Origin of the sequence: Flavobacterium xanthum (assembly GCF_900142695.1) — a bacterium.
Classification (GTDB): Bacteria; Bacteroidota; Bacteroidia; order Flavobacteriales; family Flavobacteriaceae; genus Flavobacterium; species Flavobacterium xanthum.
Map to the genome: position 1 here is coordinate 88,472 of NZ_FRBU01000004.1, position 15,659 is coordinate 104,130.

The following is a 15,659-nucleotide window of genomic DNA, read 5'->3' on the forward strand; positions in this document are numbered from 1 at the left end:
CAACCTCTCTCGAATATTTAAATAATCTAGGACTAGCTTAACAAACTAATAATTTGTGAAGCTAATTCAGTACCGATTCTGTCTTGTGCTTCTCCTGTTGCAGCTCCAATGTGTGGAGTCAACGAAATTTTATGGTTCATCAAAATAGCCATTTCAGGAGTTGGTTCATTTTCAAAAACGTCTAATCCTGCAAATAATACTTTTCCGCTGTCTAATGCTTTTACTAAAGCCACTTCGTCAATAACACCGCCACGAGCACAGTTTACGATCCCTACACCATCTTTCATAATGGCAAGTTCTTTTTCGCTAATGATGTAACCATCTTGAGCAGGAACGTGTAATGTAATGAAATCAGCTTCTTTGAAAACCGATTCCAATGATTGTGAAACGATGGTAGTCGTGATGGATTGTCCGTCAAAAAATTCCACTTTAACATCCACTTGAGGGATAAAACTATCGGCAGCAATCACTTTCATTCCTAATCCTAACGCCATTTTAGCGGTAGCCTGACCAATGCGGCCAATTCCAACTATTCCTAGCGTCTTTCCTCTTAATTCGATTCCGTTTGCGTAGGCTTTCTTCAAACCATCAAAGTTGGTGTCGCCTTCAAGCGGCATATTTCTGTTCGAATCGTGCAAGAAACGAACACCAGAAAATAAGTGTGCAAAAACTAATTCTGCCACTGATTCTGAGGAAGAAGCCGGAGTATTGATTACGTGAATTCCTTTGCTTTTAGCATAATCCACATCAATATTGTCCATTCCTACACCACCACGTCCTATAATTTTCAATCCAGGACAAGCGTCAATAATGTCTTTACGAACTTTAGTCGCACTACGCACCAAAACTACACTTACATTATTTTCATTAACAAAATTAGCCACTTGCTCTTGCGCTACTTTTGTCGTTATCACTTCAAATCCACCTTTTTCTAAAGCTAGAATTCCACTTTTTGAAATTCCGTCATTGGCTAATACTTTCATTTGTGTTTTATATTTTAAGATTGTAAAATTTAACGATTTAAAGATTCAATCTGGGTTGTTTAATGTGATGATTGATTAAAAATTGATTTTTCAAATCTTTAAATCATTCAATATTTTAATTTTTAAATTGCTTTTTCCAAAGCCTGCATTACATCAACTAATACTTGAACACTTTCTAACGGAAGCGCATTGTACATAGAAGCTCTGTAACCACCTACGGAACGGTGTCCAGGCAAACCTGAAATTCCCGCTGCTTTCCACATTGCATCAAATGTGGCAGCATGTGCTTCATCATTTAATAAGAAAGTAGCATTCATGTTCGAACGGTCTTCAACAGCTGCAGCACCTTTAAATAAAGGGTTTCTGTCTATTTCTCCATAAAGTAATGCCGCTTTAGCATTGTTAATTTTTTCAATAGCAGCAATTCCACCAAGGTTTTTCAACCATTGTAAGGTCAATAAAGAGGCGTAAACAGGGAAAACAGGTGGCGTATTGTACATACTTTCTGCTTTGATATGTTTGGCGTAATCCAACATGCTTGGGATTATTCTACCATTTTTACCTAAAATTTCATCTTTTACAACAATAAGTGTAGTTCCCGCTGGACCCATATTTTTTTGTGCTCCGGCATAAATCAAATCAAATTTAGAAAAGTCTAATTCTCTAGAAAATATATCCGAACTCATGTCGCACACTACTGGTATATCAACTGACGGAAATTCCTTCATTTGTGTCCCAAAAATAGTGTTATTACTCGTGCAGTGGAAATAATCAGCATCCGCTGGTACAGTATATCCTTTTGGAATATGATTGTAGTTTTGTTCTTTCGAAGAAGCCACGGTAACAGTTTCTCCAAAAAGTTTTGCTTCTTTTATCGCTCCTGCAGCCCACGTTCCCGTATCCAGATAAGCTGCTTTTCCGCCCTCTTTCATTAAGTTGTATGGAACCATTAAGAATTCTAAACTCGCTCCTCCAGCAAGAAATAAGGCGCTGTAGCCTTTTCCTTCTAGACCTAAAAGTTCAAGAGCAAGTGCTCTAGCTTCATCCATAACGGCAACAAAATCTTTACTTCTGTGCGAAATTTCTAAAAGCGATAACCCGGAATCATTAAAATTTAAAATTGCTTGTGCTGATTTTTCAAAAACTTCTTGCGGTAAAATACAAGGTCCTGCGCTGTAGTTGTGTTTTTTCATGGTGTAGTTTATGTCCAAAAAATTAAAGTGCAAATTTCGACAATAGGAGTTTAAAAAGCGTTAATTAATTCGGAATAATTGCACTTTTTTCCACTAAATTGTTAACAAAAATGAAATTGTATCGATGTTATCTGCGTAATTCCATAATCGGGGATTTTGAGTTTGTCCAAATGCCACGCTGTTTTCTATAGTTTCATCAGCAACGATACATTGCAACAGCTCATTTTCAGACTTTAATCTTGTTTTTAAATCATTTATATCCTCGTAAAACTCGTAAAAAACACTCGAAATAGGCGAGGCATGACTTTGATCTTCTTTCAAGGTAAGAAATCCGTTATCCAATAATTTAAAATTACTCATCAGAAAAACGGCTTTGTTGTAATCGTAATTGTTAGCGTATTTTTCATAATGAATGACGTCTTGGTAAGCAAATATCGCTTCAAAAAACGGAACAAAGGAATATTCTTTAGGCACAAATAGTTTAGAAACATTGCGGCAACCCAATCCAAAATAGCGAAAAATATCTTCCCCTAAAGCGGTAAGTTGTTCTTTGGTTTCATTTCCTGTTAAAACTGCTACTGAATTTCTGCTTTTTCGAATAATGGAAGGTTTGTCTTTAAAATAATATTCAAAATATCGGGCTGTATTGTTGCTTCCTGTAGCAATAACGGCATCAAAATTCTCTAATTTCCCCTCTACAAAAGTAATATTCTGAGCTAATGCTGGCTGAACTGCAATAATGTATTTCGCTAAAAAAGGTAACAAATGCTGATCATTTGAGGATGTTTTTACCAAAACAGTATTTCCTGTAATCAAAACCGAAAGGAAATCGTGAAAACCCACTAGTGGAATATTTCCAGCCAAAATTAAAGCGATGTTTTTGGATGTTCTATTTTGTAAATCATATTCGGAAAGCCATTTTGTCAAATTTTCGTCCGTTAGGGCTTCTGCCCAGGATTGTATGGAGAAATAGACGTTGTCCGCAGTATACCAGCCATTGTGTGACTGAGACAGATTTATCAATGCGATAAAAGCATCAAAAAATGTATCGTTATGCAAAACAGCTGGCTTTTTGACCGTGTTGTCCTTAGAAAACTGACCTAGAAATTTTCCTAATTCAACAAAAACACTTTTTTTTGTTTCTAATGTCATTATGTTTGCTTATGAATAGTTTAGATTGTAATTTTGCACAAAAATAAGGATAAAGTATTTAGGCATTGTTAAAAAAACGGAAGTTTTAAAAACAAACTACATTCCTAAAAACGGATCCTTTTAAACAAAGAACAATGGCAATTATTATAACAGACGAATGTATCAATTGTGGTGCTTGTGAACCCGAGTGCCCAAATACAGCAATATATGAAGGAGCAGACGATTGGAGATATAAGGATGGAACTAAACTTAAAGGGAAGGTAATTTTACCTGATGGTACTGAAATTGACTCTGATGAAGCTCAAACTCCAATTTCTGATGAAGTATACTACATTGTACCTGGAAAATGTACCGAATGTAAAGGTTTTCACGATGAGCCTCAATGTGCAGCAGTATGTCCTGTAGACTGTTGTATCCCAGATGATAATCACCTGGAAAGCGAAGAGACTTTATTGAACAGACAAGCTTTCTTACATAACGAATAACACTATTCTGATAGAAATAAAAAAGAAATCCTGAGTTTTTGCTCAGGATTTTTTGTTTTGTTTTTTTCTTGCGACAATTACAAACGTGTCATAGGCATAGGTTTTTCGATCGATTGTTTTTACGATTTCAAACCCATTTAGATACAGAAACAATTGTATTTCATTTAAAGTAAAAACGCGAACGGTTGAAAAATCATCTGCAATTATTTCCTTTTTATTATTTTGAAAAGTATAGTATTGCGCACTCCATTCCAGTAAAAAATTTTCTGACGAAGTTGTTCTCCAGTTGCTGGATCGAAAGTAAATCAAATCTTCAAATGGAGCTTCATGCAGTATAGCTTCATTATCCTTGGTAAATGGAATAAACCTATTGGCATCTATAAAATCAAAAATTAGAGTTCCTTCTTCGTTTAGGTTTTTATATATGGATTGAAAGGTGTTATTTAGGTCTTCATTTGTGATTAAATAACTAGTTGAGCGTCCTGTAATTAAAATAGAATCTACTGGTTGCTCTAATTTAAAATCCCTCATGTCACCTGCAAGAAAATCCCTTTTTTGTTTCGCTCTTGCGCAATTGCTATCATGCTTTCGCTATAATCTAGACCAATGTAAGTGGTGTTATGGGCTAAAAATCGTTTCGAAAGATTGCCTGATCCACTACCAATTTCTAAAACAGTTTTACCATGATAATCCTGAATTAAATTGTTGTAGAAGTTAAACTCCTCATCGTTATCTATAAAATTTTGGTACATGGCATCATAGATTGCTGCCATTTTTCCGTTGTAAAGATTTGCCATGCTGCTTGTTGTTTTACGTAAAGTTTTGAAAAAATGTACCAAATGAAAAAGGGCTGTCTAATTGTGACAGCCCTTTTCTTAATTATTTTAGGATAAAATTTAGAATTTATAGTTTAAAGATAAATTAAACATTGTTCCCAATTGGCTAAAGTGATATCCATCATACGTCATTTGAGAATAACGACCATTGAAAGTAACTAAATTATATTGAGTTCTAGTTTGAGCTGGATCGTTTAAAATAGCTGTACCAGCTGCGTTTTCAGCTTTAAATTTCCATTCAGGTAATACATTTAATAGGTTGTTTACATTTAAGGCTATTGTTAGTTTGTCACTAGCAGCGTAATTAACACCTAAATCAGTAACCATTTTTGTTAAAAATTCTACTTTTAAATCATTTGACATACCAGCATTCTTAAATTTTGTAGGTCCAAATACAGTATTGTTCAAAGTGAATCCAAATTTTCCAAGTTCATATTCTGCACCACCAATAATTTTAAATTGTGGTCTTGAAGTAAACAATAGTGCTTCTTGTGTTTGATCAATTACTGATTGGTTAACTGCTACTACACTTGCTGGATTTTTTACAGGTCCATCAATTTCGTTTTGTAAAGTATAGTTACCAGATATATTAAAGCCCATTTTTCCAGACCCTACAATTAGATTTTTGTATCCTGCAACAAGATCAATACCTGATGTTCTAGAATCAATACCGTTCACAAAAAATGCTGATGTGTTAGTAGGAGAAAATGTAATAGGGTTTCCTAAAACAATTCTATCTTCAACCTTAATATCGTAATAATCTATTGTAAGATTAAAATTCTTATTTGGTTTCAAACCTATTCCAGCGGTAAAATTAGTAGACTTTTCTGAGTCTAATTTTGGAACACCACTTGCTCTAGCAGCTGATGATACATTATTTATTAAACCTTGCACAACAATACCTTGTCCTGGAACAAATGAGGATTGTGATTTTTGAGTATAAATTTGGTGTAAAGATGGAGCTCTAAAACCTGTTGATAAAGAAGCTCTTATTGTGATTTTATCTTCAGAAAATTTATATCTTGTACTTGCTTTCCATACAGTTGCACTACCGAAATCACTGTAGTCTTCATATCTAACAGTACCATTAAGTAAGAAATCTTCTGTTATGTCTAATGCAACGTCTAAATAAAGACCTAGGTTGTATCTGTTGAATTTACCAGAATTTTCTGGAGTATTACCTTGAAAGGAATCGGCTCCACTTCTGTTTCCAATATATGAAGCTAGATCTCCTGCGAAAATTTCAAAATTTTCAGTTCTAAATTCAGATCCAAAACCTAAGCTTAATTGATCACTTAAATTTTTGGAAATATCGATATTCCCTACATAATGATTGAATGAAGTTCCACCTGGTTTAAAAGTAATTGGAGTAGATATACCATATAAAAAGTCCTCTCCTGGATCTTTACTATCATTACCATTAGCATCATTAAATGATCTGTTTTGAGAATTTGAAACGGTGTATATTTGCGTATTTCCTCCAGTAGTTAAACTTACATCTGTGTTCCAACCATTTTTTGTTGATTTGTAGCCGATTGTCGCATTGTAATCATTAAGATCACCTTCGAATGTTGGCACATAACCTTGGTATGATGCAGCAGTACCGTCGCCAAATAATGTTGCTAAATATGGCATGTCAGCTACTGATCTCCAGTATGGAGTTCTGTAATTAGCAAATGAATTTACTTTCTTGTAAACGTATGCTGCATTGTAATACATTTGATTGTTTTCATTGTAATCAACCCCACCATTTACTAAAAATTTAGCTGCTGCCGTTTCTGGAGATCCGTTTACGTTTCCAGCATCAGGTTTTAAAGCTAAGAAAGCATTCACATCTGCAGGATTAGCACCAAAATCAGCGATTTCGCCATCTGCATTTACTCTTCCAGGTCTATTCGCTAATGCTACTTTTGAAAAGTCAACAGTATAATTGATAAATCCTTTTTCACCAATAGTAGAACCATTGTTTAAACTTACACCATACATTTCTCCATCGCCTTCACTAGTTATCCCTGTTCTCAATGTTACAGATCCTAGAGAAGCGTTCTTTTTTAAGATGATGTTCATTACACCAGCAATGGCATCAGATCCATATTGAGCAGATGCTCCATCACGAAGAATTTCAACTCTTTCAATAGCCTCTGTAGGAATTGCTGAGATATCCGAACCTGTTTCTCCACGTCCTGGAGAAGTCTGTGTATACACAAGTGAACTCATGTTTTTTCTCTTTCCATTAATCAAAATTAACGTTCTACTTGGTCCCATATTTCTAATTTCATACGGATCCAATAATGAAGTTGCATCATTTACAGGTGTTTGAACCGTGTTGAAAGATGGGATTTTGTACTGTAATGCTTTATCAAATGAAGCTTGTCCAGTTGATGTCAAGTCTTTTGAAGATAAAACATCTATTGGTAGTGCTGATGTCGTATTACTTCTTGGCGCCGTTCTGGTTCCAGTAACGACAACTTCATCTAAGTTTTGTCCTCCTTCTTCTGATAAAACCACGTTCAAGGTTGCATCTGTGACTACTTTTTCTAATTTAGAAAAGCCTACATAGCTAAAAACTAAAGTAGCTCCTTCTTTTACTTTGATCTTGTAAGCTCCATCCATGTCAGTAGAAACTCCGTTTTGCGTTCCTTTTTCTACAATGTTGACTCCTGGCAATGCATTGCCTGTGTTGTCTTTTACTACTCCCGAGACCTGTTGTTGCGCAAAAACAAACGAGACGTTTAGCAGGATTAATAATAATGCAAATTTTTTCATAATAAGTTGTATTAGGTTTTTGGTTTGGTTTAAAATCAGTCGCAATATAATTTTTTTTAACATAATTGTAACATATTTTTTAAATTTTTGTAAAAAACATTTCAGCCTTTTTTAATGTCCAATTTTTAATTATTTAAAACATTTTTAAAATGGTATATTTGCAAACTTTTAGAGCCCATACTTTATCTTAATTTTAATATCGTATCAGTTTTAAAAGCAGCAGGTATTCGTACTGAATTCTATCCTTAAAATAGAAAAGGGACGATGCAATATTCCATTAAAAAACAAAATAGTATCTACCGATGAAAGCAGGAATTGTAGGATTACCAAATGTTGGAAAATCAACATTGTTTAATTGTTTGTCAAATGCAAAAGCGCAAAGTGCCAACTTTCCTTTTTGTACAATCGAACCTAATATAGGTGTAGTAAATGTTCCTGATTCCAGAATGGAAAAATTGGAAGAATTGGTTAAACCGGAACGCGTACAAATGGCAACAGTAGATATTGTTGATATTGCAGGTTTAGTTAAAGGAGCCAGTAAAGGCGAAGGTTTAGGAAACCAGTTTCTTGGTAATATTAGAGAATGTAATGCGATTATTCACGTATTGCGTTGTTTTGACAATGATAATATTGTTCACGTTGATGGAAATGTAAATCCCATTCGTGACAAAGAAACTATCGATATTGAGCTGCAATTGAAAGATTTAGAGAATGTTGAAAAACGTTTGGAAAAAGTAAATCGTGCCGCCAAAACAGGGAACAAAGAAGCGCAAACCGAAAAAGCACTTTTAGACCGAATTAGAGAAACGTTACTGCAAGCAAAATCAGCTAGAACAGTAACTCCGCAAAACAACGATGAAGAAGTTTTAATGGAATCTTTTCAATTGATTACTGCAAAACCAGTTTTGTACGTTTGTAATGTAGATGAGAATTCAGCGGTAAACGGAAACGCCTACGTAGATCAGATTCGGGAATTAGTAAAAGATGAAGATGCCGAAGTGATCATTCTTTCTGTAGGAGCTGAGGCTGATATTACCGAATTAGAAAGCTATGAAGAGCGTCAAGTTTTTCTTGAAGATATGGGATTATCTGAGCCAGGCGCATCAGTTTTGATTCGTGCAGCGTATAAATTATTGAAACAACAAACTTATTTTACCGCAGGTGTCAAAGAAGTTCGTGCTTGGACTATTAATATTGGGGCAACCGCACCACAAGCAGCTGGAGTAATCCACACGGATTTTGAAAAAGGGTTCATCCGCGCTGAAGTAATTGCTTATGAAGATTTCGTTCACTACGGCTCTGAAGCCAAATGTAAAGAAGCCGGAAAATTCAAAGTAGAAGGAAAAGAATATGTAGTTAAAGATGGTGATGTAATGCATTTCCGTTTTAACGTCTAGTTATTGCTAGGAACGAAGCAATCTCATTACGAAAACATCAAACCTGCAGAAGAAATTTTGCAGGTTTTTTTATATCTAACATTTTTTTGTACCTAATCCAGCTTTTCTCTTCAAGATTTTCCCATCCATCTCTTTTTTCTAAGTCATAAAAGGAGCTTCCGTTGGTCGCTCTTTTATGTCAAGAAAAAATAAGATGGATTTGAAAAATGCTTTCCGTTTCAATCTGGGGTAAAAGTGCTGTAGAGGAAAAAATGAAGATTCGTTTTCTTATTTGTTTTGTAATCTGTGAATCAGTGGCGAATTATTTTATTACTGTTTTATTTTCACTACTTTTAACAAAAACGAACGATCATGAAAATAATTGCCTTTGGCGCAAGCCCTAGTAAGAATTCCATCAATAAGAAATTAGCGACCTACGCAGCTCATTTATTTGAAAATGGAGAAGTTGAGGTTTTGGATTTAAATGACTTCCAAATGCCGATATACACTGTTGATATTGAAAAAGAAATAGGACACCACGCATTGGCGCAAGCGTTTTTAGATAAAATTGCTACTGCTGATATTTTGGTGGTTTCCATGGCAGAAAATAATGGAAACTATTCCGTGGCATTCAAAAATGTTTTCGATTGGTGTACTAGAATAAATGCAAAAGTTTTTCAGGAAAAACCCATGCTTTTGATGGCAACATCTCCAGGAGCAAAAGGAGCAGCAAGTGTTTTGGGAATAGCTAAAAATGCTTTTCCTTTTTATGGTGGAAATATAAAAGAAACATTTTCTTTACCTAGTTTCGATGCTAATTTTGATATTGTAAACGGTAAGATTTCCAACTCTGAATTGGATAACCAGTTGAAAGAACTTGTTAAGAATTTTTAATCTTTTAATCTTTTAATCTTTAAATTTTTAAATCTTGAAATAGAAAATGTCAATATCATTCTTGATAACTTTGATGCTTTCCTATTTTAATTTTTATCGAATTACACTACATTAGCGCCAAATCCACAAAATCTACAATGTCCGATCAAAATCAATATACCGAAGATAATATTCGGTCACTCGACTGGAAAGAACATATTCGCATGCGTCCCGGGATGTACATCGGGAAATTGGGAGACGGTTCCTCACCGGATGATGGTATTTATATTCTTTTAAAAGAAGTTCTCGACAACTGTATCGATGAATTTGTCATGGGAGCTGGAAAAACTATTGAGGTAACCATCAAGGACAAAACCGTTACTGTTAGGGATTATGGTCGTGGGATTCCATTGGGAAAGGTGATTGATGTAGTTTCCAAGATGAATACTGGAGGAAAATACGATTCTTTGGCATTTAAAAAATCCGTTGGTTTGAATGGAGTTGGTACAAAAGCAGTAAATGCTTTGTCTAATTATTTCCGTGTAGAATCCGTTCGGGATGAGAAACAAAAAGCAGCAGAATTTTCAGCAGGAAACTTAGTGCTCGAAGAAGCTATTATTGAAACTACGAAACGCAAAGGAACTAAAGTTACTTTTATTCCGGACGAAGCAATTTTCAAAAACTACAAATTCCGTTTCGAGTATATCATCAAAATGCTCAAAAACTATTGTTACCTAAACAATGGTTTGACTATTTTATTCAATGGAGAGAAATATTTTTCTGAAAATGGTCTGAAAGACCTGTTGGAAGAAACCATTCATGCGGATGATTTGGAATATCCCATCATTCACTTGAAAGGGGAAGATATAGAAATTGCCTTAACACATAGTAAATCGCAGTACAGCGAAGAATACCATTCCTTTGTAAACGGACAAAATACAACGCAAGGCGGAACGCATCTCGCAGCCTATCGCGAAGCAATTGTAAAAACCATTAGGGAGTTTTACAATAAAAGTTTTGAAGCTTCAGATGTTCGAAAATCTATTGTCACAGCAGTTAGTATCAAAGTAATGGAGCCGGTTTTTGAGTCACAAACTAAAACCAAATTAGGATCAACTGATATGGGTTCTGAGCCAGGAATGCCTTCGGTACGTACTTTTGTAAATGATTTTGTGAAAACAAAGTTAGATAATTATCTACACAAGAATCCTACAACCGCAGACGCGCTATTGCGGAAAATTCTTCAAGCCGAAAGAGAGCGTAAGGAACTGTCCGGTATTCGAAAATTAGCCACAGATCGCGCCAAAAAAGCGAATTTACACAACAAGAAATTAAGAGATTGTCGCGCCCATCTTCCGGACACGAAACATCCTAAAAATTTGGAAAGTACCCTCTTTATCACAGAGGGAGATTCAGCTTCCGGATCCATAACCAAATCACGTGATGTTAACACTCAAGCAGTTTTTAGTTTGCGTGGTAAACCGTTGAATTCGTATGGAATGAGCAAGAAAATTGTGTATGAAAACGAAGAATTCAATTTATTGCAAGCCGCGCTGGATATTGAAGATGGATTAGAAAAATTGCGGTACAATAACATTGTAATTGCTACGGATGCCGATGTCGATGGCATGCACATTCGGTTGTTATTGATTACGTTCTTTCTACAATTTTTTCCAGAATTGATAAAAGAAGGACATTTGTATATTTTGCAAACGCCACTATTTAGAGTTCGAAACAAGAAAGAAACCATTTACTGCTATTCTGATGAAGAGCGAAAAGTAGCCATCGAAAAATTAAAACCAAAACCGGAAATCACAAGATTTAAGGGATTGGGGGAAATTTCTCCAGACGAGTTTAAAAATTTCATTGGAGAGACTATTCGTTTAGATCCTATTATGATGGACAAGAACACCTCAATTGAGCAGTTATTGTCTTTCTATATGGGTAAAAATACGCCAGACAGACAGGAATTTATCATCAAGAATTTGAAAGTGGAATTAGATGTAATCGAAAAGAATTAATTAGTAATAAATGTAATATGATTAGCAAAAAAAATCTGATTTATGCTGTAATAGCTTTTGTACTTGGGTTTGTATTAACATTTTTTATTATTAAAAGTTTGAAATAATAAAGACTTGGCTTATTCAAAAAAAACAATGAGTAATAAAATTGATGTCAGAAAATCTTCAAAATAATACATTATTCACTCAAGTTGTTGATTTGCTTCAACAATCAAAACAGCAAGTAGTAAGAACAATAAACCAAACCATGGTTTATACTTATTATGAGATTGGGCGCATGATTGTAAAAGAAGAACAAAACGGAAAAGATAGGGCTGAATATGGCAAGCAATTATTAAAAGGTCTTTCAAAGCAGCTTAATAATGAGTTTGGAAAGGGGTTTTCTGTTGATAATTTGGAAAATATGAGGAGGTTTTATTTATCGTATGCAATTTCCGAGACACTGTCTCGGAAATTAGACTTAATCAATAATAAATCCGAGACAGCGTCTCCTATTTTTAAATTGAGCTGGTCTCACTATATTTTTCTAATACGCATTGACGACGCAAATGAACGAAATTTCTACCAAATTGAGTCTGGAAAATACAATTGGAGCTTACGCGAATTAAAACGCCAATACGATTCTGCTTTATATACCAGATTGGCTCTAAGCAGAAATAAAGAAGGGATTTTAAAACTTTCTGAAAAAGGTCAGATTATTGAGAAACCTAAAGATATAATCAAAGATCCGTATATTCTTGAATTCCTTGGTCTGCCAGAATTGCATCAATATTCTGAATCAGAATTAGAAGAAGAAATCATCAATAAGCTCGAACATTTTCTGTTAGAATTAGGTCATGGTTTTACTTTTGTGGCGAGACAAAAGAGAATCACTTTTGATGATAAACATTTTAGAATTGACTTGGTTTTTTACAACCGAATATTAAAATGTTTTGTTTTAATTGATTTGAAAATTGGAGAGTTAAAACATCAAGATTTAGGACAAATGCAAATGTACGTTAATTATTACGACCGTGAAATGCGTTTAGAAGACGAAAATAATACGATTGGAATCGTTCTTTGCCAAAACAAAAGCGATTTGGTGGTGGAATACACTTTACCTGAAAATAACGAACAAATATTTGCCAGTAAATACAAAACGGTATTGCCGAGTACAGAAGATTTATTGAAACTAATTGAACAGATATAAAAGCTTATAAGTTGGTTGGTTAAACAACCTAAAACAATTAAACTTTTAAACCTTAAACTTTTACATGAAAGACGAAGAAGAAGATAACATCATCCCAAATGAAGACGAATCGGAAAACGAAAGCAATGATTCAAACGAATCAAATGACGAAGGTTTTGACGATATCGTGTCTTCTGGAGGACAGCATTTTTACGATAATCAAGAAGACGGAAACGATACCATTACCAAAGTTACGGGAATGTACAAAGACTGGTTTCTAGATTATGCATCTTATGTAATTCTGGAGCGTGCCGTTCCTGCAATTGAGGATGGATTTAAACCGGTACAACGCCGAATCATGCACTCGCTAAAAGAGTTGGATGACGGCCGTTATAATAAGGTGGCCAATGTTGTTGGGCACACCATGCAATACCATCCTCACGGAGATCAGAGTATTGGTGATGCGATGGTGCAAATTGGGCAGAAAGAATTATTGATAGACTGTCAAGGAAACTGGGGGAATATCCTAACAGGTGATGGTGCTGCGGCTTCTCGTTACATTGAAGCGCGTTTGTCTAAATTTGCTTTGGAGGTTATTTATAGTCCAAAAATTACAGATTGGGGGGTTTCTTATGATGGACGTCGAGCGGAGCCGAATAATCTTCCGGTAAAGTTTCCTTTATTACTAGCTTCCGGTGCCGAAGGAATTGCTGTGGGTCTTTCCACAAAAGTATTACCTCATAATTTTAACGAATTAATAGATTCATCGATAAAAATATTAAAGGGAAAACCGTTTACGATTTATCCCGATTTTATGACACAAGGGATTGCTGACGTGTCTAATTATAATGACGGTTTGCGTGGCGGTCGGGTACGGGTACGCGCTAAAATTGCGCAACTCGACAAGAATACTTTGGTAATTACCCAAATTCCGTTTTCTACGAATACGACGACTTTAATTGACAGCATTTTGAAAGCCAATGATAAAGGCAAAATCAAAATCAAGAAAATAGAGGATAATACCGCTGCTGAGGTAGAGATATTGATTCATCTTTTTCCAGGTGTTTCGCCTGATAAAACCATTGATGCCTTGTTTGCATTTACAGCTTGTGAAACTTCGGTAGCGCCATTGGGTTGTGTGATTGAAGATAACAAACCATTGTTTATTGGCGTTTCTGAAATGTTGAAAATTTCAACCCACAGAACCGTTCAATTACTGAAAAGTGAACTCGAAATTCAATTGGGTGAATTGGAGGAACAATGGCATTTTCTTTCTTTGGAACGTATTTTTATCGAAAATAAAATCTATCGTGACATTGAAGAAATGACGACTAGGGAAACGGTAATAAAAGCGGTTGATGATGGTTTAAAAGCACACACAAAACACTTAAAACGTGCTGTTACCGAAGATGATATTCTGCGTTTATTGGATATCCGAATTATGCGTATTTCTAAATTTGACAGCAATAAAGCGCAGGATAAAATTGAATCGCTGGAAGGTGATATCGAACAAGTAAAGCACAATTTAGAGCATCTGATTGATTTTGCAATTGCTTATTTTACCAAGTTGAAAGAGAAGTACGGAAAAGGACGCGAGCGCCAAACAGAGCTCCGTATTTTTGATGATATTGAAGCTACAAAAGTAGTGTTGCGTAATACTAAATTATACGTTAATAAGGAAGAAGGCTTTGTAGGTACGAGTTTGAAAAAAGATCAATACGTGACGGATTGTTCTGATATTGATGATGTAATTGTTTTTCTTCGTGATGGAAAAATGATGATTACTAAAGTGGATGCTAAAACCTTTGTGGGCAAGGATATTATTCACATTGCTATTTTTGACAAAAGCGACAAGAGAACGATTTACAACATGATATATCGTGACGGAAAATCTGGTCCTTCTTACATAAAGCGTTTTAATGTTTCGGGAGTGACGCGTGACAAAGCGTATGATTTAACGAATGAAACCACTGGCTCACAAGTGCTTTATTTTTCTTGTAATCCAAACGGGGAGGCAGAAGTAATTACTATTTTACTACGCCAAATAGGAACAGTCAAAAAACTGAAATTTGATATTGATTTCGCCAGTTTAGCCATTAAAGGAAGGGCTTCCAAAGGGAATTTGGTAACCAAATATCCTATCAAAAAAATCGAATTGAAAGAGAAAGGGATTTCGACTTTATTACCTAGAAAAGTTTGGTTTGATGATACCGTTCAACGACTAAATGTAGATGGAAGGGGAGAGTTGCTTGGCGAATTTAGACCAAGTGATAAAATTTTAATTGTTTCGCAAAACGGAAAAATAAAAGTAATTACGCCCGAGTTATCTACTCATTTTGATGAAGATATGATTGTTCTTGAAAAATGGATTCCTAAAAAACCAATTTCAGCCATTTATTACGATGGAGAAAAAGAGCGCTATTACATCAAACGCTTTTTGGTAGAAACTGAGAACAAAGAAGAAAGTTTTATTACAGAACATCCTAGTTCCCATCTTGAAATCGTTTCGACTGATTATCGTCCAGTTGCCGAATTGATTTTTACGAAAGTAAAAGGAGTGCAAAAAGAAAACATGACCGTAGACATAGAATCCTACATTGCCATAAAAGGATTTAAGGCGTTGGGGAATCAATTAACAGCAGATAAATTGAAGCAAGTAAATCTTCTAGAGTCGTTGCCTTATGACATTCCAGTCGCCGTAATTCCGGAAGAGTTGGAAGTTTTAGGAAATACTAGTGCCGATGATTCCGATGTTCAATTAGACGATGATGGTCAAATAACTTTAAGTTTAGAATAAAAGAAAAGC

12 protein-coding genes are annotated in these 15,659 nt (G+C 35.1%); 6 read left to right on the forward strand and 6 right to left on the reverse strand.

The window, feature by feature from the left end; genetic code table 11:
• Positions 1–32: 32 nt before the first annotated feature.
• The 3 genes from BUC11_RS02870 to BUC11_RS02880 all read right to left on the reverse strand — a co-directional run bounded on the left by BUC11_RS02870 (position 33) and on the right by BUC11_RS02880 (position 3,328).
• On the reverse strand, positions 33–983 hold the full coding sequence (locus BUC11_RS02870) for a D-2-hydroxyacid dehydrogenase (protein WP_073351709.1): 951 nt from the start codon (positions 981–983) through the stop codon (positions 33–35).
• Between the two features lie 122 nt (positions 984–1,105).
• Entirely contained in the window at positions 1,106–2,176 is a 1,071-nt protein-coding gene (gene serC, locus BUC11_RS02875) for a 3-phosphoserine/phosphohydroxythreonine transaminase (RefSeq protein WP_073351713.1), read from the reverse strand.
• Between the two features lie 93 nt (positions 2,177–2,269).
• Positions 2,270–3,328, reverse strand: a complete 1,059-nt coding sequence (locus BUC11_RS02880) for an acyl-CoA reductase (protein WP_073351715.1) — start codon at positions 3,326–3,328, stop codon at positions 2,270–2,272.
• 134 nt (positions 3,329–3,462) lie between these two features.
• Between BUC11_RS02880 and BUC11_RS02885 the strand changes: the two genes are divergently transcribed.
• The gene (locus BUC11_RS02885) at positions 3,463–3,813 is read left to right on the forward strand and encodes a 4Fe-4S dicluster domain-containing protein (protein ID WP_073351717.1); all 351 of its coding nucleotides are present in this window, start codon (positions 3,463–3,465) and stop codon (positions 3,811–3,813) included.
• Positions 3,814–3,855: 42 nt separating this feature from the next.
• On the opposite strand, the gene BUC11_RS17125 is transcribed toward BUC11_RS02885, so the two are convergent.
• The 3 genes from BUC11_RS17125 to BUC11_RS02895 form a co-directional block, all read right to left on the reverse strand.
• A complete protein-coding gene (locus BUC11_RS17125; RefSeq protein WP_245793708.1) occupies positions 3,856–4,344 on the reverse strand; it encodes a hypothetical protein in 489 nt (162 codons plus the stop codon).
• Complete coding sequence (locus BUC11_RS17130; protein WP_245793710.1) at positions 4,341–4,610, reverse strand: methyltransferase; 270 nt, start codon at positions 4,608–4,610, stop codon at positions 4,341–4,343. Before BUC11_RS17130 ends, BUC11_RS17125 begins: the two co-directional genes overlap by 4 nt.
• Before the next feature lie 99 nt (positions 4,611–4,709).
• Positions 4,710–7,415 carry a TonB-dependent receptor gene (locus BUC11_RS02895; protein WP_073351809.1) on the reverse strand — a complete coding sequence of 902 codons (2,706 nt, stop codon included), beginning with the start codon at positions 7,413–7,415 and terminating at the stop codon, positions 4,710–4,712.
• Positions 7,416–7,717: 302 nt separating this feature from the next.
• Here BUC11_RS02895 and ychF point away from each other — a divergent pair, with 302 nt between their 5' ends.
• From ychF to BUC11_RS02920, 5 genes are all read left to right on the forward strand, one after another.
• Positions 7,718–8,812 carry a redox-regulated ATPase YchF gene (gene ychF, locus BUC11_RS02900; protein WP_073351719.1) on the forward strand — a complete coding sequence of 365 codons (1,095 nt, stop codon included), beginning with the start codon at positions 7,718–7,720 and terminating at the stop codon, positions 8,810–8,812.
• Between the two features lie 351 nt (positions 8,813–9,163).
• Positions 9,164–9,685: an NADPH-dependent FMN reductase gene (locus tag BUC11_RS02905; RefSeq protein WP_073351721.1), complete on the forward strand. Its 522-nt coding sequence runs from the start codon at positions 9,164–9,166 to the stop codon at positions 9,683–9,685.
• A gap of 137 nt (positions 9,686–9,822) precedes the next feature.
• On the forward strand, positions 9,823–11,685 hold the full coding sequence (locus BUC11_RS02910) for a DNA topoisomerase IV subunit B (RefSeq protein WP_073351724.1): 1,863 nt from the start codon (positions 9,823–9,825) through the stop codon (positions 11,683–11,685).
• 151 nt (positions 11,686–11,836) lie between these two features.
• Entirely contained in the window at positions 11,837–12,874 is a 1,038-nt protein-coding gene (locus BUC11_RS02915; RefSeq protein ID WP_073351727.1) for a PDDEXK nuclease domain-containing protein, read from the forward strand.
• Positions 12,875–12,938: 64 nt separating this feature from the next.
• Positions 12,939–15,650, forward strand: coding sequence for a DNA gyrase/topoisomerase IV subunit A (locus tag BUC11_RS02920; RefSeq protein ID WP_073351729.1), 2,712 nt, complete (start codon positions 12,939–12,941; stop codon positions 15,648–15,650).
• Positions 15,651–15,659 lie beyond the last annotated feature (9 nt).